General features: G+C 63.2%; 26 protein-coding genes. 9 read left to right on the top strand and 17 right to left on the bottom strand.

The annotated features are described in order from the left end of the window. Complete coding sequence (gene sdhD, locus ACMYR2_RS16635) at nucleotides 1–375, bottom strand: succinate dehydrogenase, hydrophobic membrane anchor protein (RefSeq protein WP_181410497.1); 375 nt, start codon at nucleotides 373–375, stop codon at nucleotides 1–3. 29 nt (nucleotides 376–404) lie between these two features. Then, nucleotides 405–806: a succinate dehydrogenase, cytochrome b556 subunit gene (sdhC, locus tag ACMYR2_RS16630; RefSeq protein WP_347263515.1), complete on the bottom strand. Its 402-nt coding sequence runs from the start codon at nucleotides 804–806 to the stop codon at nucleotides 405–407. A 1-nt stretch (nucleotide 807) separates the two neighbouring features. On the opposite strand from sdhC, the gene ACMYR2_RS16625 reads away from it, so the two are divergent. Next, entirely contained in the window at nucleotides 808–1,128 is a 321-nt protein-coding gene (locus ACMYR2_RS16625) for a hypothetical protein (RefSeq protein WP_416193314.1), read from the top strand. On the opposite strand, the gene ACMYR2_RS16620 is transcribed toward ACMYR2_RS16625, so the two are convergent. After that, the gene (locus tag ACMYR2_RS16620; RefSeq protein ID WP_416193313.1) at nucleotides 1,077–2,630 is read right to left on the bottom strand and encodes a malonate--CoA ligase; all 1,554 of its coding nucleotides are present in this window, start codon (nucleotides 2,628–2,630) and stop codon (nucleotides 1,077–1,079) included. The two genes, ACMYR2_RS16625 and ACMYR2_RS16620, sit on opposite strands and share 52 nt — an antisense overlap. Nucleotides 2,631–2,742: 112 nt before the next feature. On the opposite strand from ACMYR2_RS16620, the gene ACMYR2_RS16615 reads away from it, so the two are divergent. Continuing rightward, entirely contained in the window at nucleotides 2,743–3,252 is a 510-nt protein-coding gene (locus ACMYR2_RS16615; protein WP_416193312.1) for a superoxide dismutase family protein, read from the top strand. A gap of 281 nt (nucleotides 3,253–3,533) precedes the next feature. Beyond that, nucleotides 3,534–4,646, top strand: a complete 1,113-nt coding sequence (gene leuB, locus ACMYR2_RS16610; RefSeq protein ID WP_416193311.1) for a 3-isopropylmalate dehydrogenase — start codon at nucleotides 3,534–3,536, stop codon at nucleotides 4,644–4,646. Between the two features lie 123 nt (nucleotides 4,647–4,769). Here the strand turns inward: leuB and ACMYR2_RS16605 are convergent, their stop codons facing one another. After that, nucleotides 4,770–5,162, bottom strand: a complete 393-nt coding sequence (locus ACMYR2_RS16605) for a hypothetical protein (RefSeq protein WP_347263503.1) — start codon at nucleotides 5,160–5,162, stop codon at nucleotides 4,770–4,772. A gap of 491 nt (nucleotides 5,163–5,653) precedes the next feature. Here ACMYR2_RS16605 and ACMYR2_RS16600 point away from each other — a divergent pair, with 491 nt between their 5' ends. Further along, a complete protein-coding gene (locus ACMYR2_RS16600; RefSeq protein ID WP_347263504.1) occupies nucleotides 5,654–6,688 on the top strand; it encodes an aspartate-semialdehyde dehydrogenase in 1,035 nt (344 codons plus the stop codon). A gap of 121 nt (nucleotides 6,689–6,809) precedes the next feature. Here ACMYR2_RS16600 and leuD read toward each other — a convergent pair whose 3' ends face one another. Continuing rightward, entirely contained in the window at nucleotides 6,810–7,415 is a 606-nt protein-coding gene (gene leuD / locus ACMYR2_RS16595; protein ID WP_347263505.1) for a 3-isopropylmalate dehydratase small subunit, read from the bottom strand. Nucleotides 7,416–7,587: 172 nt separating this feature from the next. Next, nucleotides 7,588–7,989: a metallopeptidase family protein gene (locus ACMYR2_RS16590; protein ID WP_347263506.1), complete on the bottom strand. Its 402-nt coding sequence runs from the start codon at nucleotides 7,987–7,989 to the stop codon at nucleotides 7,588–7,590. A 126-nt stretch (nucleotides 7,990–8,115) separates the two neighbouring features. Between ACMYR2_RS16590 and ACMYR2_RS16585 the strand changes: the two genes are divergently transcribed. After that, nucleotides 8,116–8,457, top strand: coding sequence for a hypothetical protein (locus tag ACMYR2_RS16585; protein ID WP_416193310.1), 342 nt, complete (start codon nucleotides 8,116–8,118; stop codon nucleotides 8,455–8,457). 174 nt (nucleotides 8,458–8,631) lie between these two features. Here the strand turns inward: ACMYR2_RS16585 and ACMYR2_RS16580 are convergent, their stop codons facing one another. Continuing rightward, nucleotides 8,632–8,937 (bottom strand): hypothetical protein, encoded by a 306-nt coding sequence (locus tag ACMYR2_RS16580; RefSeq protein WP_416193309.1) that lies wholly within the window; start codon nucleotides 8,935–8,937, stop codon nucleotides 8,632–8,634. Nucleotides 8,938–9,320: 383 nt separating this feature from the next. Here ACMYR2_RS16580 and ACMYR2_RS16575 point away from each other — a divergent pair, with 383 nt between their 5' ends. Continuing rightward, the gene (locus ACMYR2_RS16575; protein WP_347263509.1) at nucleotides 9,321–9,623 is read left to right on the top strand and encodes a hypothetical protein; all 303 of its coding nucleotides are present in this window, start codon (nucleotides 9,321–9,323) and stop codon (nucleotides 9,621–9,623) included. A 333-nt stretch (nucleotides 9,624–9,956) separates the two neighbouring features. Here ACMYR2_RS16575 and ACMYR2_RS16570 read toward each other — a convergent pair whose 3' ends face one another. Continuing rightward, the gene (locus tag ACMYR2_RS16570) at nucleotides 9,957–10,220 is read right to left on the bottom strand and encodes a hypothetical protein (protein WP_416193308.1); all 264 of its coding nucleotides are present in this window, start codon (nucleotides 10,218–10,220) and stop codon (nucleotides 9,957–9,959) included. A gap of 25 nt (nucleotides 10,221–10,245) precedes the next feature. Between ACMYR2_RS16570 and ACMYR2_RS16565 the strand changes: the two genes are divergently transcribed. Continuing rightward, nucleotides 10,246–10,587 (top strand): hypothetical protein, encoded by a 342-nt coding sequence (locus tag ACMYR2_RS16565; RefSeq protein WP_416193307.1) that lies wholly within the window; start codon nucleotides 10,246–10,248, stop codon nucleotides 10,585–10,587. A 221-nt stretch (nucleotides 10,588–10,808) separates the two neighbouring features. On the opposite strand, the gene leuC is transcribed toward ACMYR2_RS16565, so the two are convergent. From leuC to ACMYR2_RS16520, 9 genes are all read right to left on the bottom strand, one after another. Then, on the bottom strand, nucleotides 10,809–12,215 hold the full coding sequence (gene leuC, locus ACMYR2_RS16560; RefSeq protein WP_347263511.1) for a 3-isopropylmalate dehydratase large subunit: 1,407 nt from the start codon (nucleotides 12,213–12,215) through the stop codon (nucleotides 10,809–10,811). 75 nt (nucleotides 12,216–12,290) lie between these two features. Continuing rightward, entirely contained in the window at nucleotides 12,291–12,545 is a 255-nt protein-coding gene (locus tag ACMYR2_RS16555) for a hypothetical protein (protein ID WP_347263512.1), read from the bottom strand. Nucleotides 12,546–12,568: 23 nt separating this feature from the next. Further along, nucleotides 12,569–12,955 (bottom strand): 50S ribosomal protein L19, encoded by a 387-nt coding sequence (rplS, locus tag ACMYR2_RS16550; protein ID WP_416193306.1) that lies wholly within the window; start codon nucleotides 12,953–12,955, stop codon nucleotides 12,569–12,571. Nucleotides 12,956–13,174: 219 nt separating this feature from the next. Then, nucleotides 13,175–13,894, bottom strand: coding sequence for a tRNA (guanosine(37)-N1)-methyltransferase TrmD (gene trmD, locus ACMYR2_RS16545; RefSeq protein WP_347265119.1), 720 nt, complete (start codon nucleotides 13,892–13,894; stop codon nucleotides 13,175–13,177). A 79-nt stretch (nucleotides 13,895–13,973) separates the two neighbouring features. Next, the gene (gene rimM, locus ACMYR2_RS16540) at nucleotides 13,974–14,468 is read right to left on the bottom strand and encodes a ribosome maturation factor RimM (protein ID WP_416194119.1); all 495 of its coding nucleotides are present in this window, start codon (nucleotides 14,466–14,468) and stop codon (nucleotides 13,974–13,976) included. 207 nt (nucleotides 14,469–14,675) lie between these two features. Next, entirely contained in the window at nucleotides 14,676–15,008 is a 333-nt protein-coding gene (gene rpsP, locus ACMYR2_RS16535) for a 30S ribosomal protein S16 (protein WP_347265120.1), read from the bottom strand. 78 nt (nucleotides 15,009–15,086) lie between these two features. Further along, a complete protein-coding gene (ffh, locus tag ACMYR2_RS16530; protein WP_347265121.1) occupies nucleotides 15,087–16,637 on the bottom strand; it encodes a signal recognition particle protein in 1,551 nt (516 codons plus the stop codon). Between the two features lie 348 nt (nucleotides 16,638–16,985). Next, complete coding sequence (locus ACMYR2_RS16525) at nucleotides 16,986–17,702, bottom strand: SIMPL domain-containing protein (protein ID WP_347265122.1); 717 nt, start codon at nucleotides 17,700–17,702, stop codon at nucleotides 16,986–16,988. Then, nucleotides 17,699–18,427, bottom strand: a complete 729-nt coding sequence (locus ACMYR2_RS16520) for a GyrI-like domain-containing protein (RefSeq protein ID WP_347265123.1) — start codon at nucleotides 18,425–18,427, stop codon at nucleotides 17,699–17,701. Before ACMYR2_RS16520 ends, ACMYR2_RS16525 begins: the two co-directional genes overlap by 4 nt. Before the next feature lie 281 nt (nucleotides 18,428–18,708). Between ACMYR2_RS16520 and dapF the strand changes: the two genes are divergently transcribed. Both dapF and mtaB read left to right on the top strand, forming a co-directional pair. After that, nucleotides 18,709–19,587: a diaminopimelate epimerase gene (gene dapF, locus ACMYR2_RS16515; RefSeq protein ID WP_347265124.1), complete on the top strand. Its 879-nt coding sequence runs from the start codon at nucleotides 18,709–18,711 to the stop codon at nucleotides 19,585–19,587. Between the two features lie 143 nt (nucleotides 19,588–19,730). Continuing rightward, a complete protein-coding gene (gene mtaB, locus ACMYR2_RS16510) occupies nucleotides 19,731–20,993 on the top strand; it encodes a tRNA (N(6)-L-threonylcarbamoyladenosine(37)-C(2))-methylthiotransferase MtaB (protein ID WP_416193305.1) in 1,263 nt (420 codons plus the stop codon). The last annotated feature ends 304 nt before the right edge of the window (nucleotides 20,994–21,297 follow it).

Here is a 21,297-nt window from a genome sequence, read left to right as displayed (position 1 = left end):
CTAAACTCCGGATGACAATTTGAAGATGGCATAAGCGGCGGTCAGCGCCAGGGTTACGGAGAAAAAGTTATTCGCCATGATCGACGCCAGTTTCAGCTTTCCGTCGTGCACGTAGTCCTCGATGATCACTTGCATCCCGATCTTCATATGCCAGATGCTGGCGACCACGAACAGCAGCATGATGATGGCGATCGGCGGCGAGCCAAGAATCTGTGCCGCGCCCGCCTGGTTGCGGCCAAGCAGGATCATCATCACCACGACCATCGGTACGATGAGCAGGATCATGGCGACCGAGGTGAGTCTCTGGCGCCAGAAATCCGTTGTGCCGGAATGGGCCGAGCCATGGTTGCGAACCCGCCCCAGCGGGGTCCGCATGGACTTCGCGCCGGATGGCGGCGTTGCTGTCATCGTCCTCCGCCTCCGATCGCATAGGCGGCGATCCAGAGCAGCACCGTGAGCAGAATGCCGCCGATCAGCGTTGCCCGCGTCAGCCACTCACGCTCGGTCGGCTTGAATCCGTAGCCGAGATCCCAGACGAGGTGGCGAACGCCGCCGAGCATGTGATGCATCAGCGCCCACGTATACCCGAACGCGATCAGCCGTCCGGCCCAGCTCGACGTGAAAGACTGGACCGCGGCGTACGCGCCCGGCCCGGATGACACGGCCATCAGCCACCACACCAGCAACAGGGTTCCGAAATAGAGCGCCACGCCGGTCGCGCGATGGACGATGGACAGCGTCATCGTCAGGGTCCAGCGGTAAATCTGCAGGTGCGGCGAAAGCGGTCGTTCGATCCTGACGGTCATCATGGCTTCGCTGGTTGCGGGCACGCGACGCAAGCCCTGTTTGGGGATCCGCGACAAGCATTTCTGTTCATATACTTATGAAGTTGAGCCAGCCTGTGCAACGCTCAATATCGCTGTTGACGAACAGGCGCTGAAAACACCGCCTTCACGGTTTCTTAACATCATGCGGCCGGAAGCCGCCGCGGACATCCGACTCGCGAGAGCCTGGAGCCTTTCCGCTTCTGATGGAATCAGAAGCGGGCTCTATGATTTTGTTTTGTCGCGTTTTCTTCACGCGAACCGGTGTCCGCTGCGCTCGAAATCGCTGGAGCCGTTCCCGTAGAGGCCGGCATAGGTCTGGCGCAAGATATTCTTCTGCACCTTGCCCATGGCGGTACGAGGCAGTTCGTCGACAAAGATGACGCGCTTCGGTATCTTGAATTTCGCCAGCCGCCCATCCAGCGCTTTCAGTATTTGTTCTTCGGTGAGGCCTTGATTCGCGCCGCGGACCACGACCGCCGTCACGCCCTCGCCGAAATCCGGATGAGGCACGCCGATGACGGCGCTCTCGGCCACGCCCGCCAGTGCATCGATTTCGCTTTCGATCTCCTTCGGATAGACATTGAGGCCTCCCGTTATCACAAGGTCCGTGCCGCGGCCGAGAATGTGCAGGTAATCCCGCTGATCGATCCTGCCGATATCGCCCGTTATGAAGAAGCCGTCGTCGCGGAATTCGGTCCTGGTCTTTTCGGGCATCCGCCAGTAGCCCTTGAACACGTTCGGACCCTTGACCTCGATCATGCCGACGCTCTCGCGCGGCAGCTCCTTTCCGGTCTCGCGATTGGTGACGCGGACCGAGACCCCGCGCAACGCGGGGCCGACCGCGCCGGGAACGCGATCGCCGTCATAAGGATTTGACGTGTTCATGCCGGTCTCCGTCATGCCGTAGCGTTCGAGCACGGCATGACCTGTGCGCGCCGACCACTCGCGGTGAGTATCGGCGAGCAGCGGAGCGGAGCCGGAGATGAACAGCCGCATGGGCCCGGTCGACTCCTTCGTCAGCGCCGGATGTTGCAGAAGGCGCGTGTAGAAGGTCGGCACGCCCATCAGCACGGAGGCGCGCTCCATCACGCTGATGACAACGTCCGGATCAAACCGCGGAAGAAAAATCATCGCGGCGCGTGCAAGCAGCGTGACATTGCTCGCTACGAACAATCCGTGAGTGTGATAGATCGGCAGCGCGTGGATCAGCACATCCTTTTCGGTGAAGCGCCAGGCATCGACCAGGCTCATGGCGTTCGATGTCAGGTTGTCGTGCGTCAGCATCGCGCCCTTGGATCGCCCGGTCGTGCCCGACGTGTAGAGGATCGCTGCAAGATCGTCGCCCGCGCGCGCAATCGTGATGAAATCAGGCTTTGCGGCCGTGGCGGCTGCGGTCAGCGATCCCTTGCCTCCGGCGTCGAGCGTCTCGACCCTGGCCTTCACCTTCGATGCGATTGCCTGGATGCCCTCCGCCTTCGAGGGGTCGCAGACGACCAGCGACGGCTCGGCGTCGGTAATAAAGTAGTCGAGTTCGTTGAGCGTATAGGCGTCGTTGAGCGGCAGATAGACCGCGCCGGCGCGCAGCGTCGCGAGATAGAGCGCGAGATTCGGCACCGACTTTTCGGCCTGGACCGCCACGCGATCGCCCGGCCTGACGCCGCGCGCCACCAGGACGTTGGCCAGCCGTCCGGAGAACGCGATCAGATCGCCATAGGTGATGCGCCGCCCGTCCGGTGTTTCGATCGCGAGCAGGGTTGCATCGTCGAGATCGTCGAACAGGCGTAAAAACAGGTTGGCGTTCATGACGGTTCCTTCAGCGGGCGATGATGTGACTGGCCGCTGGGAGAGGCTGCTGCTATAAGAGCTACAACGACGCCCTCTTTCCCAAGCCATGATTCCGCAGCGGAGGTTTACCATGATCGCTCGTGTCCTGTTCGCGACGACGGCTCTCCTTGCCCTGAGCGTGACCGCGGCCTCCGCCAGTTCGGCCAAGGCTCTGCTGAAAAACGCCGAGGGCGCGGAGGTCGGGAAGGTTGAGCTGATTCAGGTCAATGCCGGCGTTCTGCTCAAGGCCACCCTGAAAGGTCTTCCTCCCGGCGAGCACGCCTTCCACATTCACGCGGTCGGAAAGTGCGAGCCGCCTTTCAAATCGGCAGGAGGCCACTTCAATCCGGACAACAGGAAGCACGGCATGATGGCGGCCGATGGCTCTCACGCCGGAGATCTGCCGAACATCGCCGTGCCCGCTTCCGGCGAATTGACGCTTGATGTCGTCAGTACCGCCATCACGCTGGACAAGGACAAGCCGAATTCGGTGCTGAAGCCGGATGGTACGGCCGTCGTCATTCACGCCGCGGCCGACGACTACAAGACCGATCCGACCGGTGAGGCCGGGGGCCGCATCGCCTGCGGCGTCATCGAGTAGACCTGTCAGGGACCGCGACTGCGCGCTCGGCCGCCAGCATTTGGTCGCGACGGCTCCGCCCGCGGCGCTATATCGAAGTTGCGCGCGCATGGTGAGGGCGTCTGACTGCGGAACGGCCCGCCGCAATGGCAGTCTTGCCAACAGCGCCGCACCGGCCTAGCAATCGGCGCAACATGCAATGTCATGATCGGCCTTGAGCCGGGCATCCTGCCTTCATCGTTTGCGGGCGGGCAACACATGCTCGCTTTCCCGGGTCATGACGACGTTCCGAGGACTGTATCATGGCGACCTACAAGCTGCTTCTGCTGCCCGGTGACGGCATCGGTCCCGAGGTGATGGCGGAGGTGAAGCGGCTGGTCGGCTGGCTGGACGCGCAGGGCATCGCCAAATTCGAGACCGAAGAAGGATTGGTGGGTGGTGCATCCTATGATGCCGACAAGGTCAGCATTACCGACGCCACCATGGCGAGGGCGCTGGCCGCCGATGCGGTGCTGTTCGGCGCGGTCGGCGGGCCGAAGTGGGATGCGGTGCCCTATGAGGTGCGGCCGGAAGCGGGCCTGTTGCGGCTGCGCAAGGATCTCGCGCTCTACGCCAACCTGCGCCCGGCGATCTGCTATCCGGCGCTCGCGGAATCCTCCAGCCTGAAGCCGGAGGTGGTCGAGGGTCTCGACATCATGATCGTGCGCGAATTGACCGGCGGCGTCTATTTCGGCGAGCCGAAGACCGTTACCGATCTCGGCAACGGCCAGAAGCGCGCCGTCGATACGCAGGTCTACGATACCTATGAAATCGAACGCATCGCGCGCGTTGCCTTCGATCTGGCGCGCAAGCGCCGCAACAAGCTGACCTCGATGGAAAAGCGCAACGTCATGAAGACCGGCGTGCTATGGCATGAGGTCGTGACGCAGGTGCATCAGCGCGAGTACAACGACGTCGCGCTGCAGCACCAGCTTGCGGATTCCGGCGGCATGCAGCTTGTGCGCTGGCCGAAGCAGTTCGACGTGATCGTCACCGACAACCTGTTCGGCGACATGCTAAGCGACATCGCGGCGATGCTCACCGGCTCGCTCGGCATGTTGCCGTCCGCCTCGCTCGGCGACATCGACCCGAAAACCGAAAAGCGCCGGGCGCTTTATGAGCCGGTGCATGGCTCCGCACCCGATATCGCGGGTCAAGGCCTCGCCAACCCGATCGCGATGCTGGCCTCGTTCGGGATGGCGCTGCGTTATTCCTTCGACAGGGGGGATCTGGCGGACACGCTCGACGCCGCGATCGCCGCCGTGCTGGCGAAAGGCCTGCGCACGGCTGATCTGAAGTCAGAGGGCTCCACCGTGGTCAGCACATCGCAGATGGGCGAGGCGATCGTGAAGGAGCTTGAGGCGCTGCACGCCTGAACGCGGAGCCGGAGTCACGCTCGCGGCAGGATTTTCGGCAACCGTCGCGATCGGACGGATTTACCCGGCCGATGCTCGCGAGGAACTGATCAGTATGAAGAGCTGATCCGTAAAAAAGTCTGATCAGTAGAGCGGGAATCCGATCGGGGATCTGCCGCCGAGATCGGCTGGCGAGCTGAGCGGCTGTCGGTCGATCGGCCGGTTCAGGTTCTCGCGGGCGAACGAGGGATAACCAACGGACGGCGGAAAGGCATAGTCGGTGTACTTGCGCTCGCCCGGCAACACTTCGGTGCCTGCATCAAGCCACGAGCGCTTGGAGATGTAGACGCGGGTGCGCGGGCCGGACTGGTAGGACACGTTGGGTCCGCTCGGACCATAGGCGCTGTCGCGGTCAAGGTATTTGCGCTGCCTGGCGCTCGCGTCCGAGGCGCTGAAGCCAACCGCGATGAAGGCCGCCGCAAGCGACAGCGCGATGATTCTAGGGGCGCCGGTCGCGGTGGAAATTTTCAAGGTCATCGCGTCCTCACAAATCCGAGTGATTGCCTTTTTACCGCCCAGTTGGTTCGCGCCACAAGCCCAATCGGGCCACACCTTGCGAGAATAATGCCGACGACGACGAAATGTTGCCTCGAACCCCGGCGCGGTCCCCCGTCTGTGGGGCTCTGAGAATCCGACGCTCGACATCGGCCGCCACCTGGGTGACGTCGCTTAAGTGGCTGTTTTCAATGAGTATCTAGAACCGTCGCGGCGTACAGTCACCCCTCGCCCATTCCCCGCAAGGCATGCCAGGCATGGCGAGTGGACGCCGCGACGCGCTCGGGGAGAACCGTGTCCGGGCGGCGAAGCCGTGCAGGCCGGAAGGGTTGTGTCAGGCTGGCGGTGGAACGGGCCACGCCGGAACAGGGGCGTCCGGCGTTGTCTTGATGGCGTTTCTCGCTTAGAAGCGCAGCGTCTTCCCTTTCTCGTGTGTGAGCGGGACGGAGGCGTTTTCTTCGGAGAGTCGAGCGATGGGTTACAAAGTCGCGCTGGTCGGAGCGACCGGCAATGTCGGGCGTGAAATGCTCAACATACTGGATGAGCGGAAATTTCCGGCGGATGAGGTGGTGGCGCTGGCCTCGCGCCGCAGCGTCGGCACCGAAGTCTCCTACGGCGACAAAACCCTGAAAGTCAAAGCGCTGGAAAATCACGATTTCAGCGATACCGACATTTGCCTGATGTCGGCCGGCGGCGCGGTGTCGAAGGAATGGTCGCCGAAGATCGGCGCGGCCGGCGCGGTGGTGATCGACAACTCGTCAACCTGGCGGATGGACCCCGACGTGCCGTTGATCGTGCCCGAGGTCAACGCCGATGCGGTGGCCGGCTTCACCAAGAAGAACATCATCGCCAATCCGAATTGTTCGACGGCGCAGCTTGTCGTGGCGCTGAAGCCATTGCACGACAAGGCCGTCATCCAGCGGGTCGTGGTTGCGACCTATCAATCGGTGTCGGGCGCCGGCAAGGACGCCATGGACGAGTTGTTCGCGCAGACCAAGGCGGTCTACACCGCGAGCGAACTGGTTAACAAAAAGTTTCCGAAGCGTATCGCCTTCAACGTCATCCCCGAGATCGACGTGTTCATGGAGGACGGCTACACCAAGGAAGAATGGAAGATGATGGCGGAGACCAAGAAGATTCTTGATCCCAAGATCAAGCTGACCGCGACCTGCGTGCGGGTGCCGGTGTTCATCGGCCATTCGGAAGCCGTCAGCATCGAGTTCGAGAAGCCGATCACGGCGGACGAGGCGCGCGGAATCCTGCGCAATGCGCCGGGGTGCCTCGTCATCGACAAGCACGAGCCGGGCGGCTACGTCACGCCCTATGAATCGGCCGGTGAAGACGCGACCTACATCAGCCGCATCCGCGAGGATGCGACGGTGGAGAACGGTCTGTCGATGTGGGTCGTGTCCGACAACCTGCGCAAGGGCGCGGCGCTCAACGCGATCCAGATCGCCGAGTGCCTGATCAACCGCAAGCTGATCAGAGCGAAGCCGAAGGCCGCCTGAGCTATAAGGCCGCCTGAGCTACAGCGCTTTCGAGCAAAGGGGAGCGTTCTGTCGAAAGAGGGCTCTCCCGTCTGAATTCAATCGGAAAAGAAACCGCTTGAGGCATTGCCGGCGGAAGCGGTCAGGCCCAGGCGCGCTCGCGCTTCGCCTTGTCCTCATAGCTGTCGATCGCCGCCTTCTTTTCCATCGTCAGCCCGATGTCGTCGAGACCGTTCAACAGGCAATGCTTGCGGAACGGATCGATCTCGAACTTCACCGTGCCGCCATCGGGGCCACGGATTTCCTGGTTGGCCAGATCGATGGTGAGCGTCGCGTTGGCGCCGCGTTCGGCGTCATCGAACAGCTTGTCGAGGTCGGCTTGCGCCACCCGGATCGGGAGAATGCCGTTCTTGAAGCAGTTATTATAGAAGATGTCGCCGAACGAGGTGGAGATCACGCAGCGGATGCCGAAGTCGAGCAGAGCCCATGGCGCGTGCTCGCGTGACGAGCCGCAGCCGAAATTGTCGCCGGCGACAAGGATTTTGGCGCCGCGATAGGCGGGCTTGTTGAGAACGAAATCCGGATTCTCCGAGCCGTCCTCGCTGTAACGCTGTTCCGAGAAAAGTCCCTTGCCAAGGCCGGTGCGTTTGATGGTCTTCAGGTACTGCTTGGGAATGATCATGTCGGTATCGACATTGATGATCTTCAGCGGCGCGGCGACGCCTTCCAGCGTTGTGAATTTATCCATGGCAGGGATCCTTGTAAGGGGCCATTCTATCCCGTTCCCGGCGCTGATCCAATAGAGAGACTTTCCGCTTCTGATAGAATCAGAAGCGGGCTCCATGATTTTGATTTGGGGCGTTTTCTTCACGCGAACCGGTGTCCACTTCGCTTGAAAACGCTCTAGCTGGACAGCCGTGCTATTCCACCGCCTGCGCCTCGATCGCTTCGATGTCGGCATCGGACAGCCCGAAGTGGTGGCCGATTTCATGGATCAGGACATGGGTGATGATATGGTCGAGCGTTTCATCGTGCTCGGCCCAGTAGTCGATGATGGGACGGCGATAGAGCCAGATCATATTGGGCAGCCTGGCAACGTCATCGTGGCTCTGGAACGGCAGACCCGTGCCATGGAACAGCCCTAGCAGGTCGAATTCGCTGTCGGCCTGCATTTCTTTCAGCACCTCGTCGGTTGGGAAATCCTCGACGCGGATGATGAGGCCGTCGCACAGGCGCCGGAAATTCTCCGGCAGGCGGGCGAACGCCTCGCGCGCCATGGTCTCCATCTCGTTCAGCGAGGGGGCTTTGGCGGAGGTCCACATGAAGCTCTGTTTAACCCGTGTTTCACCGTTACGGCATGGTTTTTTACGATCCGGGCGGTCTTGCGGTTGACGCGGACGCGGCAATCGGAGACCGTTCGCGGGGAGCAGGGTAATCGGGGCGCGGCCATGGACGTCAGGATGACAGCGGCGGGGAGACTCGTGACGGGGGCTGCGGCGCTGCTGTTGCTTGTGGTGCCGGGGACGCTGCTGCTTATGTATGGCGGACGGGCGCAAGCGCAAACCGCCGCCCGGAGCATGGATCGCGCCGTGTCGTCCGGCATGCCGGTGCAAACTCACAAGCGGCGTCCGCGCGTGCGGATTTATCGCGAGGATGAGCGCGGAGTTTATCCGAGCTATCATCCGGGATCCGACGCGGTGCGCGACTGCACCGCGCACTATGTGCAGGAGTTCCGGCCGAGCGGGACGGTGATCGTTCCGCGAATGAACTGTTACTGGCGTCACGGCTGACCGTTCGCATGAAGCACGGTCTGCTCGTGGCCGGGAATCCGGTCATGCCATCCGCGTATCCGATGCATCTTGCCGCAGGTACATTCACGTCGCGTTCACTTCCTGGCTCATAGCCTCATCACTCGCGTCTTGCTCGCGTCGCGGCGACGACTCTTCTGCTGCCGTCGTGGTTACCTACTCAAGGAGGTCTACATGCTCTTGAAGAAAATTCTTGGATTCGCCGCTCTCGGCGCGCTTCTGATTGTCGCGGCCCCCGCGCAGCAGGCGCAGGCGGCGACTCCGGTCAGTCCCGGCATCGTCGCCGGGCAGAGCGACGCAGGTAAGCTGACGACCAACGTGCAGTGGGGACATCACCACAACCGTCACTGGCGGCATCACCATCATCACCGCCGCCATTGGCATAACCATCGTCACCACCGCCACAACTGGAATCGTCATCATCATCATCGCCGCCACCACCACCATCACCATCACCATCATCGCCACTGGCGTTGATGACCTGGAGCATCGGACCCGAAAGTGGGAACTGGTTTCGGGATAAATCCGATGCTCAATCAATTAACTGGAGCGGCGGCGCTGATTCCATTTGACCGGCCGCCGCTCTAGACCCCGCTTCCGATGGAATCAGAAGCGGGCTCTCAGATTTTGATTTGGAGCGTTTTCTTCACGCGAACCGGTGTCCATCCTCGGGCCAAGCCCGAGGACATGCTTCGCTTGAAACGCTCCAGGTCGGGAGTTCCGCGAAGCCGGTTCCCGCCATGTCGAGCAGGCCCGCTGTGCGGGCCTGCCTTGTTTGGAGCGTGGCGGATCTTTCGAGAAACGTGTCATAATGACAGTGCACGTCGATCCACGGAGCAATCGCCATGAAAAGATATCTGGGCGTCAGTCTGGCCGCGGCAATCATCGCATTTTGTGGCGTGGCATTCGTTGAAGGCGCGAAGGCCGTCCCTCGCGCCGTCACCGCTGCTCAGCCGGGGACGCTGATCGAGGTCGGCGCGTCGCGCCGTGCCCATCGCGCGGACCGCGGATATCGCCGTCAGCGCGCGCGCGTTTACGTACGTGGTCCTTATCAGCCTTACCATGGACGACCATCGTACTACGCGCCGGGAGAAGTGAAGCCGTTCTTTCCGTTCGGCTTCGGCTACGGCCTCGATCCGTCCTGGTGAGGCGAGCGTAGCTGTTGAACCCCACCCGATCGCGAGCGGATATGTCTGTGCAGGCTGGGAAGAAAGCTGAAAGGTTCGACGCGGCGATGGCATTGAGCATGATCCCGAAAAGTGGGAACCGGTTTTCGGATAAGATCATGCTCGATCAAAAAAGTTAGAGCTATAAGTGTTTTTGAACGGAGTGGACGACCGGTTCGCGGGAAGAAAACGCATTAAATCAAGATTATAGAGCTTCGCTTCTGATTCAAGCAGAAGCGAAGACGCTATAAAGTTTGAATCACCGCAATTGCCACAGACTCTAACGCCATCGTCGCCAATGCTGACGAGAATCGATCAGACCGGCAGCCGCGCTTTGTTCGCCGCGTCGTAGATCTCGATACGCAGGATCGGAAAACGCGACTTCAAGTCAGTTGCGGCCTGCTTCGCCTGGGCCAGCGTCTCGAACTGGTTCTTGAAATGCCCGTCGACCCGCAGCGTGAAGCCGGCGGCAGGCGGCACGTCGGCGCGCGCCGCGGGACTGGATGCCGGCTTGATCGTCGTGGCGGCAGGCGTCGGCGGCGCAGTCATGCGCGGCGGAGTCATGGGCTGCGTAGTCATGGGCGGCTGAGTCGGCGCGCTAATCGTGGAATCCGGTTTCACCGGCAAAGTAAGCGCCTCGCGCGGCGTGGTCACGGTCGGCTTGTCAGCCGCTTGCCGCGCGGGGTTGCCGCTGCTCGTCACGACCTCCACCGGGCTCGCGATCTTGCCTTTCCCGGACGCCGGTTTTGCGAGCGTCTTGGCAGGCGTCCTGGAGGACGTCTTTGCCGCTGCCTTCGCATTGGCGGTCGGGCGCGACGTTTTTTCCGCCTTGGGAGCGGCTTTGGTCTTGGCTGTTTTCATGACGTCGTTACGGCTGACGGAATTGTCCGGCGAAGGCAACCCGCCGGTCGAGGCGGGCCTGATTTCGTCGTCGCATCCTCGTTGATAACTTTTCGATCAGTGATCGAGCGGAAACTGATCGGAGGCCTCGTTTTGTCAGACGCTCGTTTTGTCAGACGAATGTGCGCGGATCGCCCGAGCACTGCGACAACGTCGTTCGGCACAAAGCGATGCGGCCACGATCATATGGCTGTGTTGTGCTTCATTGCGGTGTCGAGCGCAAGGCCATCATGCTTCGCTTGAAAATGCTTTCAGGCGAAAGCTGGCTCAATGCCATTCGCGTATATCGACGAAATGTCCGGCGATCGCGGCCGCCGCCGCCATCGAAGGTGACACGAGGTGCGTACGGCCCTTGAAACCTTGCCGTCCCTCGAAATTGCGGTTCGAGGTCGAAGCGCAGCGCTCATCCGGCTTCAGCTTGTCGGGATTCATCGCAAGGCACATCGAGCAACCGGGTTCTCGCCATTCGAAACCGGCCTTGGTGAAGATCTTGTCGAGACCTTCGGCCTCCGCCTGTTCCTTCACCAGCCCTGAACCGGGGACGACCATGGCATTGACATTGCCGTTGACCGTCCGCCCTTCAGCGATCCTTGCCGCGGCGCGCAGGTCTTCGATGCGGCCGTTGGTGCAGGAGCCGATGAAGACGCGGTCAAGCCTGATGTCGGTGATTTTCGTGCCGGGGATCAAGCCCATGTAATGCAGCGCGCGCTCCTTCGACAGCCGCTTGGCCTCGTCCTCGATGGCGGCGGGATCCGGCACCTTGCCGGTCACCGCGATCACGTCTTCAGGACTGGTGCCCCAGGTTACGATCGGCGGCAGCTTTGCGGCGTCGAGCCGGATCTCGTGATCGAAGTGCGCGCCGTCATCGCTGCGCAACGTCTCCCAGTAACGCAGGGCCGCATCCCAATCGGCGCCCTTGGGCGCCTTTGGGCGGCCTTTCAGGAATTCGTACGCCGTCTGGTCCGGCGCGATGAGACCGGCGCGCGCGCCGCCCTCGATCGACATGTTGCAGACCGTCATGCGGCCTTCCATCGACAGCGCGCGGATCGCCTCGCCGGCATATTCCAGCACGTAGCCCGTGCCGCCCGCGGTGCCGATCTCGCCGATGATCGCGAGGATGATGTCCTTGGCGGTGACGCCGTCCGGCAGCTTGCCGTCGACCACGGCGCGCATGTTCTTGGCTTTTTTCTGGATCAGCGTCTGGGTCGCCAGCACGTGCTCGACCTCGGACGTGCCGATGCCGTGCGCCAGCGCGCCGAACGCGCCATGGGTCGAGGTGTGACTGTCACCGCAGACGATGGTGGTGCCGGGCAGCGTAAAGCCCTGCTCAGGGCCGATGACGTGAACGATGCCCTGCCGTTTGTCGAACTCGTTGTAGTATTCGATGCCGAAATCCCGAGCGTTCTGCGCCAGCGCGGCGATCTGCTCGGCGCTCTCCGGATCCGGATTGGGCTTTGAGCGATCGGTGGTAGGCACGTTGTGATCGACCACCGCGAGCGTTTTCCCGGGCGCATGAACCTTGCGTCCGGCGACGCGCAGGCCCTCGAAGGCCTGGGGCGACGTCACCTCATGGACGAGATGACGGTCGATATAGATCAGGCAGGTGCCGTCCTCGGCCTCGTGCACCAGATGATCGTTCCAGATCTTGTCGTAAAGGGTTGTCGGTTGGGACATGGACGTGAACCTGCTGGAAGTCTTGAAACGGGTCGCGCGGCGCGCGGGACAGTCGCTGACGGGAGGGCGCTCGCGTCAGGTCGCCGAGGTCGCGAACCGTCCAAAGAAGCGCCCCGGCAAACGGCTGCGATCGTCGATCACGATGCGGGCCGTGAACCGGCCGATGTCGCCTTTGATCTGATCCGTAACCATTGCGTCTTTTACCATGGCGGCATTCGCCGCGACAATCAAACGACCGGCGGCGTTCCGGATAGATAGGGTATTTTCCGGTGAAGTGGAGACCGGTTCGCCGCAACAAAAAAGCGCGGCCGGCGCCGCGCTTTCGGACATTCGGAAGCCGGGGCGGCGATCGCTCAGTTGGTCGCGGCCTTCTTGTCCGGCCTGTCCTGCTTTTCGACGATGCGGGCCGACTTGCCGCGCAACTTGCGCAGATAATAAAGCTTGGCGCGGCGTACCTTGCCGCGGCGCACCACCTTGATCGAATCGATCATCGGGGAGAGCAGGGGAAACACGCGCTCGACGCCCTCGCCGTAGGAAATCTTGCGAACCGTGAAGCTCTCGTTGAGCCCTCCGCCGGAGCGGCCGATGCAGACGCCTTCATAGGCCTGCACGCGGGTTCGCTCGCCTTCCACCACCTTGACGTTGACGATCACGGTGTCGCCAGGGCCGAATTCGGGGATGGTCTTGGTCGCCGACAGCTTGTCGAACTGCTCTTTTTCGAGCTGCTGAATGATGTTCATTGCAATCTCCATCGGCGGCGCGCCCGGCCGTTTGAGGGGGCTGCGCGGAATTCATCTGTCCAGTGGCGCGCATTCCGCAAAAGGGATACCGATTCTGCGGAATGAATACGCGCAACTCAGTTAAGTAGAGAATTTTCCAGCGGCGAACCGGATTCCACTTTGGCTGAAAATGCTCGCTGCGCGGATTTGGGCTCCCTATACGTCAAAGCCGCCGCGTTGTCACCCGTTTGTCTTGCCTCCCGGCGGATTTTGCGTGGCCCTCGCCGCCCACAGGTCCGGACGGCGCGCCTGCGTCAGGGCTTCCGCCTCGGCCCTCCGCCAGCCGGCCACCCTGGCGTGGTCGCCGGACAGCAGAATGTCCGGGATCATCCGGCCCTCGAATTCCTGCGGGCGCGTGTATTGGGGATATTCCAGAAGCCCGTGCGAGAAGCTTTCATCCTCGCCCGATTCCGCCTTGCCCATCACGCCCGGCAGAAGCCGGACGCAGCCGTCGATCAGCGCCATCGCCGCGATTTCACCCCCCGACAGCACATAATCTCCGATCGAGATTTCCTCGAGCCCGCGAGCGTCGATGACGCGCTGGTCGACCCCCTCAAAGCGCCCGCAGACGATCAGCGGTCCGGGACCGGCGGCAAACTCCGCCACCCGCGACTGGGTCAATGGCCGACCGCGCGGACTCATCAGGAGGCGCGGTGTGCCCGGAGGCGTCTCGGCGGCATCGATGGCCCTGGCCAGCACGTCGGCGCGCAGCACCATGCCCGGACCGCCGCCGGCCGGGGTGTCATCGACGCTGCGGTGGCGGTCGGTGGCGGAGTTCCGGATATCGCGGATGTCCATCGCCCATAAGCGTGCCGCCAGCGCCTTTCCGGCGAGGCTGATGCCGAGCGGCCCCGGAAACATGTCGGGAAACAAGGTCAGAACGGTCGCGCGCCAGGTCATCGATGGGCACCAAGCCGGTAACTCAGGAAGGTCATGGTCGGGCTCGTCCGGCGCATAACGAAAGTATCGCACGGGTTTGTCAGCCGAGGTCTGGCTCCTCGCCATCGATTTCCTCGGGCGTCTCGATCACCACGCGTCCGCCTGCGATGTCCACGGTCGGCACCACGGCGCCGGTGAACGGCAGCATCAGGGTCGGACCGCGCGGCGGCGCGATCTCGATGATGTCGCCAGCGCCGAAATTATGGATGGCGGCGACCGTTCCGATTGCCGTGCCCGCCGCATCAACGGCGGCGAGACCGATCAGGTCGGCGTGGTAGAATTCGCCTTCGTCCGTCTCGGGCAGCTTGTCACGCGCGACGTAGAGCTCCGTGCCATTGAGCCGCTCGGCCTGCTCGCGCGTGGTCACGCCGGTGAGCGCCGCGATGAGGTGATCCCCGGCACCGCGCGCTTGCGACACTTCGAGCCGCCGCGCGCCATCCCTTGTCGAGAGCGGACCGTATCGCGTTACCGACATCGGGTCTTCGGTGAACGTCCACAGCCGCACCTCGCCGCGCAGGCCATGCGCGGCGCCAATCCGGGCGACGCAGACTTTTCTTTCCCTCTCCCCTTGTGGGAGAGGGTGCCCGAGTTTTGCGAGGGCGGGTGAGCGGGCTCCAGCGGATGAGGATGGAATCTCCTCATCCGGCTCACGCCGTCGCTCATCACTCTCTCCCGCAAGGGGAGAGGGTGATCCGGGCGAGCCATCGGATGGTTTGCGTGGAGCCACTCGTGTCTTTCAGCCTCAGGACTTCGCGGCGGCTTCGGCCTGCGCCTTGCGTTCCTTGCGCGGCACCGCCTTCTCCGGGTTGTTGCGCGGCGCGCGCTTCTTGACGCCGGCGGCGTCGAGGAAACGGGCGACGCGGTCCGACGGCTGCGCGCCCTTGGCGAGCCAGGCCTTGACCTTGTCGAGGTCGAGCTTGAGCCGGTCGGCATTGTCCTTCGGCATCAAGGGATTGAAGTGGCCGAGCCGCTCGATGAAACGGCCGTCGCGCGGATAGCGGGAATCAGCGGCGACGACATGGTAGACCGGGCGCTTCTTGGTGCCGGCACGGGCGAGGCGGATCACGACGGGCATAAGGTTCTCCTTCTTGAGTCTGTCTGATGAGTTCGTTGTGTCGTTAAAGCAGCGGCTAGATGCGTGAGGCTGTTCGTTTCATTTCTTCTTCCGGGGAAAGCCGAGGCCGGGCTTACCAAGACCTGGCAGCGTCGGTTTGCCCGTCAGTCCGGTGAGGCCGGGAAGATTCGGCAGGCCGCCGCGCAATCCGGCGGGCAAATCCTTGGGCAATTGCGGCAGGCCGTCGGCGCCTTTCGGCATTTTGTCCGCGAGCGCCTTCATCTGCTCGGCGCTGGGCATGCCGCCGCCGAAACCCATGGCTTGCGCGATGCCGGCGAGAGGGCCGCGCTTGCCGGCGCCCATCATCTTCATCATGTCGGCCATGCTGCGGTGCATCTTCAGGAGCTTGTTGATCTCCTCCACCTTCTGGCCGGCGCCGGCGGCGATGCGCCGCTTGCGGCTGGCTTTCAGGATTTCGGGATGCTTGCGCTCCTGCCGCGTCATCGAGTCGATCACCGCGACCTGACGCTTGATGATCCTGTCGTCGAGACCGGCCGCGGCGATCTGGTTTTTCATCTTGGAGACGCCGGGCATCATGCCCATCAGGCCGGAGATGCCGCCCATTTTGGACATCTGCAGCAACTGCTCGCGCAGGTCGTTGAGGTCGAACTGGCCCTTGCGCATCCTTTCGGTGGTGCGCGCGGCTTTTTCGGCGTCGATATTGGCGGAGGCCTTTTCGACCAGCGAGACCACGTCGCCCATGCCGAGGATGCGGCCGGCGATACGGGAGGGGTGGAAATCCTCCAGCGCGTCGGTCTTTTCGCCGGTGCCGATCAGCTTGATCGGCTTGCCGGTGACCTGACGCATCGACAGCGCCGCGCCGCCGCGGCCGTCGCCGTCAACGCGGGTCAGCACGATGCCGGTGAGGCCGACGCGCTCGTCGAATGAACGCGCGAGATTGACCGCGTCCTGGCCGGTCAGCGAATCCGCGACCAGCAGCACTTCATGCGGATGGGCGGCGGTTTTGATGTTCGCAGCCTCCGACATCATGTCTTCGTCGAGCGTGGTGCGGCCAGCGGTGTCGAGCAGCACCACGTCGTAGCCGCCGAGCTTGCCGGCCTCCAGCGCGCGGCGCGCGATCTGCTCCGGTTTCTGTCCCGCGACGATCGGCAGCGTCTTGATGTCCAGATCGCGTCCGAGCACCGCGAGCTGCTCCATCGCCGCCGGACGATAGATGTCGAGCGAGGCCATCAGCACCTTGCGTTTGTCCCGCTCGGTCAGCCGCCGCGCCAGTTTCGCGGTCGTGGTGGTCTTGCCCGAGCCCTGCAGGCCGACCATCATGATGATGACCGGCGGCACGGCGTTGAGGTCGATGGTCTGGCCGTCGGAGCCGAGCGTGGCGATCAGTTCATCATGAACGATCTTCACCACCATCTGGCCCGGCGTCACCGATTTGACGACGGTCGCGCCGATCGCCTGTTCGCGGACCTTGTCGGTAAAACCGCGCACCACGTCGAGCGAGACGTCGGCCTCCAGCAGCGCCCGGCGAACCTCGCGCATGGCCGCATCGACATCGGCTTCCGTCAGCGCGCCGCGCCGCGTCAGCCGATCGAGAATGCCGCCGAGCCGTTCCGACAGATTGTCGAACATGCCGCTTCCTTTATCTTTACCTCTCCCCGGCGGGGAGAGGTCGGACGGCGTAGCCGTCCGGGTGAGGGGGCGCTCGATCGAGAGGCCGAAACCCCTCACCCCGACCCTCTCCCCATGGGGAGAGGGAGTGGTTAGCGCCTCGTGGCTGGCCACGCGGCGCTATAAGGTAGTCCAAAACACGTTTGCGCCCGAGGGCGCACAGCGCTGTCGGGCGTTGACCTCCGGCCCCTGCGGCCGGTCGGCGGGTCGAAAAGATAGAGTCTTTCCGAGAATTCCGGCGGATTTACAGGCACCGGCCCGCCCGAGTCAAGCCGATCGGCGGGCCGTGCTTTCTGATCAGGCCGCGCTTTATGGCGCGCGCTTGATCTCCCAGGAAACGCCAACCGTCACGCGAAGCGTTTCCTCGCCGGGCGCGATGGCGGCCTCCGCGGCCATCGGCATCGCGGCGCGGCGATACATCACCGGCGCCGAACTCCCGTGCTCCGAAATGTTGAGCGGCATGCCGAGCGAGACGCCCGCGGCCTTGGCATAGATCTCCGCCTTGCGGCGTGCGTCCACGACAGCCTCGGCGCGCGCGTCGTCGAGCAGCTTCGATGCGTTGGAGACCGCGAAACTGATGCCGCCGATGTCGTTGGCGCCGGCGGCGGTGACCGCATCGATCACGCCGGCGATCTTGCTGATGTCGCGCAACTTGATGGTGACGCGGTTGGTGGCGCGGTAGCCGGAGAGGACGCTGGGGCCTGAGCGATTTGGATTGGTATATTGCGGCTGCAGCGATAGACGCGACGTCTGATAGTCCTTTTCGGCGATGCCGGCGCTTTTCAGCGCGGCCAGCACCTTGCTCATGGCGGCATTGTTGGCGTCGGACGCTTCGCGCGCCGTCTTGGCGTCGGTGGTGACGCCTGCTTCGATCTGGGCAAGGTCCGGCGGCGTGGAGATCGTGGCCTCGCCGGTTATCGAGATCATCGGCGGCGGCCCATCGGCTTGCGCGGCCAGCGGGATCAGGGCGGTGATGGTAGCGGCGGCGATGGTGAGCGGGATCCGGTTCTGCATGACGGTTCTCATTTCAGCGGGACATAGACATCGATGACCAGGTTGTCTTCCTCGGTCTTCAGGGGATCGGTCGTGTATTCCTCGATGAAAGTATCCTTGGCTTCAAGCTTCCTGTCGTCCAGGGTGTTCGTGATCGCCTCATAGGTGTTGTCCATGTTGTCATAAGAGCCGCGATGCACGAACTTCAGCGCCTTGCCCTCCGGTGATTTGCCCATGCTCATGTTCTTGGGCAGGTCCTTGATCTCCTGATCGACCGGGATCTCCGCTAGGAAAGAGAAGCCATTATCGTCTGTCGAGGTATAGACGATCATCATGTTGCCGGCGGGCTTGACGCCCCGCTTGTCCAGCAGGGCCGCGAGCGACTTGAATGAATCGATCAGCGTTTCGAAGGCGGTGTTCCAGGTGGCGGTGTTCCGCAGTGACAGGACGGTCTTCGGGGTCAGGGTGTGTTCCTCGCCGAAAGGGTCGGCCGTTTGCACGGGCGCGGTCGCCGGCGGCTTCGGGGCTTCCGCGGTCGGGTTTGCCGGTGTCTGCACCTCGGCCGGAGGCGGAGTCGGCGTGGCGGGGGCGGTCGTTCCAGGCGGGGCCGGTGCGGCTGGAGGAGCCTCGGCAGCGGGCGCCGTCGCGCCGGGAGGCGCCGCGGGCGGCGTCTCGGCCAGCAAGGCAGAGAGCCCCAGCAGCAAGACCGCCGGAATGGCGGTTGTCCCGAGAGGTAAAAGGAAGCGAAGGCGGTTCATCGAGGAGGGTCTCCCTGGTCGTGCTGACCGATGTCCGCGAGACCCGGTCCTTGGCCGCTGGTACAGGTGGAGGGATGTAAGGTGCTGAATACGCGACTCTGGCGTTCGTCCCATGACAGAACAGGATGGATATGTCATGCCGCATCGTGGCGGGCATGGGGCGCTTGCGGCGAACTTACGTGAATTGGTCGCGGGTAGAGCTCTGGCGCTGGTCAACAACCGTGCGTCACCATATAACGCGGCGGAGATGGAGCCGGGGGCTGATCCGGAAACTGGAACCGATGAGTGTGCTCGCAAATCACGCTTTCAGCAAGATGAACGGCATCGGCAACGAGATCGTCGTTGTCGATCTTCGCGACAGCCCCGCCGCGATCACGGCCGGGGAAGCGCGTGCTGTCGCCTCGCCTGGCGGCGTTCCCTATGATCAGTTGATGGTTCTGCAGCCTCCGCGGACTCCGGGCACCGAAGCCTTCGTTCGAATCTACAATAACGATGGTTCGGAAGCCAATGCGTGCGGCAACGGCATGCGCTGCGTCGCGCGCCGGATCTTCGAGGCGACAGACAAGACCGCGCTGACCTTCGAGACGCGCGCCGGGCTTTTGAACTGCTGGCGGGACTCCGCGCCCGGTCTTTACGGCGTTGACATGGGATCGCCGAAGTTCGGCTGGAGGGATATTCCGCTGGCCGAGGAATTCCGCGATACTCGCTATATCGAACTCCAGGTCGGGCCGATCGACGATCCGGTGCTGCATTCGCCGTCCGTTGTCAGCATGGGCAATCCCCACGCGATCTTCTGGGTCGACGACATCAATGCCTACGATCTCGCCCGTTTCGGGCCGCTGCTGGAAAATCATCCGGTGTTTCCCGAGCGCGCCAACATCACGCTGGCGCATATCGTTGATCGCGATCACATCACGATGCGGACGTGGGAGCGGGGCGCGGGCCTGACCAGGGCTTGCGGCTCGGCGGCCTGCGCGACCGCAGTGGCGGCGGCGCGGCTCAAGCGGGCCGAGCGCATCGTCCATATGACGCTTCCCGGCGGCAGCCTGACCATCGAATGGCGCGAGCGTGACGATCATGTGCTGATGACCGGTCCGGCCCTATTCGAGTATGAGGGCACCTTCGATCCGGCTTTATTTGTATCCGAAACGACAACCTGAACGAAATGGCAAACGGCCCCTCACCCTCGGGCTTGATCGCTGTCGCGCGCGCGCCCTCTTCCCTCTCCCCGTCAGACGGAGAGAGGGCGGACGAAGCGCAGCTTCGGCCGGGTGAGGGGCGTGATTGTCACCGTTGGCCCCGAGTGAGTGTCGCCACCTTTGGCTGCCGGCTCAATGCCTTCGAATCCGAAATCATCCGTCGCAATGCGGAAGCTGCCGGCCTTGAGGATGTCGTCATCGTCAACAGCTGCGCCGTGACCAATGAGGCGGTGGCGCAGGCGCGGCAATCGATCCGCCGCTTGAAACGCGAGCGGCCCGATGCGCGCATCGTCGTCACCGGATGCGCCGCGCAGATCGAGCCGGCGATGTTTGCGCGGATGGCCGAGGTCGATCGCGTGATCGGCAACGATGACAAGATGCGGGGCGAAGCGTGGCGCGCCGCGCGGGCCGCTTTCGCTGCGCCGGATGTGGCGATCGTGGCGGAGAAGAAAATAGCGGTCGCAGACATCATGACGGTGACCGAGATGGCGCCGCATCTCGTCGATGGCTTTCAGGGCGGCCTGCCGCGCGGGTTTGTTCAGGTGCAGAACGGCTGTGATCATCGCTGCACCTTCTGCATCATCCCGTTCGGACGCGGCAACTCGCGCTCGGTGCCGATGGACGCGGTGGTCGATCAGGTTCGCGTGCTCACTGAAGCCGGTTATGCCGAGATCGTGCTGACCGGTGTCGATCTCACAAGTTATGGCGCCGATCTTCCGGGCGGGCCGCGACTGGGCGGGCTGGTCAAGCAGATCCTGCGGCAGGTGCCGGAGATGAGCCGGCTTCGCATCTCGTCGATCGATTCGATCGAGGCGGATCGCGAGCTGATGGATGCGATCGCGAACGAGGAGCGGCTGATGCCGCATTTGCATCTGTCGCTGCAATCCGGGGACGACATGATCCTGAAGCGGATGAAGCGGCGGCACGCGCGCCGCGATGCCATCGATTTTTGCGCGCGGGTGCGGCAGCTGAGGCCGGACGTAGCCTTCGGCGCCGACATCATCGCCGGCTTTCCCACCGAGACCGATGACATGTTCGCGCGGTCGCTGGATCTCGTTGCCGAATGTGATCTCACTTTCCTGCATGTCTTTCCCTATTCGCCGCGTCCGGGAACGCCCGCCGCGCGGATGCCGCCGGTCGCGGCCAAGGTGGTCAGGGATCGAGCCAGGCAGTTGCGGGCGGCGGCGGGCGCCGCGCTGCGGCGGCGGCTTGCGGCGGAGGTCGGCGCGATGCGCCGGGTGCTGATCGAAAGCGGCACACAGGGTCGCACCGAGCATTTCGTGCCGGTTGCAATGGCGGGAGACACGCCGGGCGTCGTGCGGACGGTGCGCGTGGCAGGGCACGACGATACGCGGCTGCTGGCGTGATCCTGCCGCGCCAGAGTCTTTTTCGCTTCTGATGGAATCAGAAGCAAGGCTCTATAATCTTGATTTAACGCGTTTTCTCCACGCGAACAGGTCATCCGCTTCGCTCGAAACCGCGATGAGCGGCGCAGGGTCGCAGACCAGTGCGCGTGGCTGAATTCTTCTTCGGCGCGCGCCGAAAGATCGGTTGGCTGGACTCCGTTAACGATCGTTTCCGGCTTTTGTAGCGGGACGGGGAACCAGGCTGGCGCGGCACGATTGATGTGGTGCATCGTCAGGGCGGGGCGCTGCTGTTCATGATAAGGCC

Source organism: Nitrobacter sp. TKz-YC01, from assembly GCF_047824785.1.
GTDB lineage: Bacteria > Pseudomonadota > Alphaproteobacteria > Rhizobiales > Xanthobacteraceae > Nitrobacter.
This window is presented reverse-complemented; position numbering and strand designations above follow the sequence as displayed.

Bases quoted from the DNA above. Each gene is read 5' to 3' on its own strand.
- ACMYR2_RS16585 (WP_416193310.1), top strand. From the start codon at position 8,116: ATGGACGTCAGGATGACAGCGGCGGGGAGACTCGTGACGGGGGCTGCG.
- ACMYR2_RS16615 (WP_416193312.1), top strand. From the start codon at position 2,743: ATGATCGCTCGTGTCCTGTTCGCGACGACGGCTCTCCTTGCCCTGAGC.
- leuC (WP_347263511.1), bottom strand. From the start codon at position 12,215: ATGTCCCAACCGACAACCCTTTACGACAAGATCTGGAACGATCATCTG.
- ACMYR2_RS16600 (WP_347263504.1), top strand. From the start codon at position 5,654: ATGGGTTACAAAGTCGCGCTGGTCGGAGCGACCGGCAATGTCGGGCGT.
- trmD (WP_347265119.1), bottom strand. From the start codon at position 13,894: ATGACCTGGCGCGCGACCGTTCTGACCTTGTTTCCCGACATGTTTCCG.
- ACMYR2_RS16575 (WP_347263509.1), top strand. From the start codon at position 9,321: ATGAAAAGATATCTGGGCGTCAGTCTGGCCGCGGCAATCATCGCATTT.
- sdhC (WP_347263515.1), bottom strand. From the start codon at position 806: ATGACCGTCAGGATCGAACGACCGCTTTCGCCGCACCTGCAGATTTAC.
- rplS (WP_416193306.1), bottom strand. From the start codon at position 12,955: ATGAACATCATTCAGCAGCTCGAAAAAGAGCAGTTCGACAAGCTGTCG.
- ACMYR2_RS16570 (WP_416193308.1), bottom strand. From the start codon at position 10,220: ATGACTACGCAGCCCATGACTCCGCCGCGCATGACTGCGCCGCCGACG.
- ACMYR2_RS16525 (WP_347265122.1), bottom strand. From the start codon at position 17,702: ATGAGAACCGTCATGCAGAACCGGATCCCGCTCACCATCGCCGCCGCT.
- ACMYR2_RS16555 (WP_347263512.1), bottom strand. From the start codon at position 12,545: ATGTCCGAAAGCGCGGCGCCGGCCGCGCTTTTTTGTTGCGGCGAACCG.
- leuB (WP_416193311.1), top strand. From the start codon at position 3,534: ATGGCGACCTACAAGCTGCTTCTGCTGCCCGGTGACGGCATCGGTCCC.
- ACMYR2_RS16590 (WP_347263506.1), bottom strand. From the start codon at position 7,989: ATGTGGACCTCCGCCAAAGCCCCCTCGCTGAACGAGATGGAGACCATG.
- ACMYR2_RS16620 (WP_416193313.1), bottom strand. From the start codon at position 2,630: ATGAACGCCAACCTGTTTTTACGCCTGTTCGACGATCTCGACGATGCA.
- sdhD (WP_181410497.1), bottom strand. From the start codon at position 375: ATGCGGACCCCGCTGGGGCGGGTTCGCAACCATGGCTCGGCCCATTCC.
- dapF (WP_347265124.1), top strand. From the start codon at position 18,709: ATGAGTGTGCTCGCAAATCACGCTTTCAGCAAGATGAACGGCATCGGC.
- ACMYR2_RS16605 (WP_347263503.1), bottom strand. From the start codon at position 5,162: ATGACCTTGAAAATTTCCACCGCGACCGGCGCCCCTAGAATCATCGCG.
- leuD (WP_347263505.1), bottom strand. From the start codon at position 7,415: ATGGATAAATTCACAACGCTGGAAGGCGTCGCCGCGCCGCTGAAGATC.
- rpsP (WP_347265120.1), bottom strand. From the start codon at position 15,008: ATGCCCGTCGTGATCCGCCTCGCCCGTGCCGGCACCAAGAAGCGCCCG.
- ACMYR2_RS16625 (WP_416193314.1), top strand. From the start codon at position 808: ATGGCTTCGCTGGTTGCGGGCACGCGACGCAAGCCCTGTTTGGGGATC.
- ACMYR2_RS16520 (WP_347265123.1), bottom strand. From the start codon at position 18,427: ATGAACCGCCTTCGCTTCCTTTTACCTCTCGGGACAACCGCCATTCCG.
- ffh (WP_347265121.1), bottom strand. From the start codon at position 16,637: ATGTTCGACAATCTGTCGGAACGGCTCGGCGGCATTCTCGATCGGCTG.
- ACMYR2_RS16580 (WP_416193309.1), bottom strand. From the start codon at position 8,937: ATGATGGTGATGGTGATGGTGGTGGTGGCGGCGATGATGATGATGACG.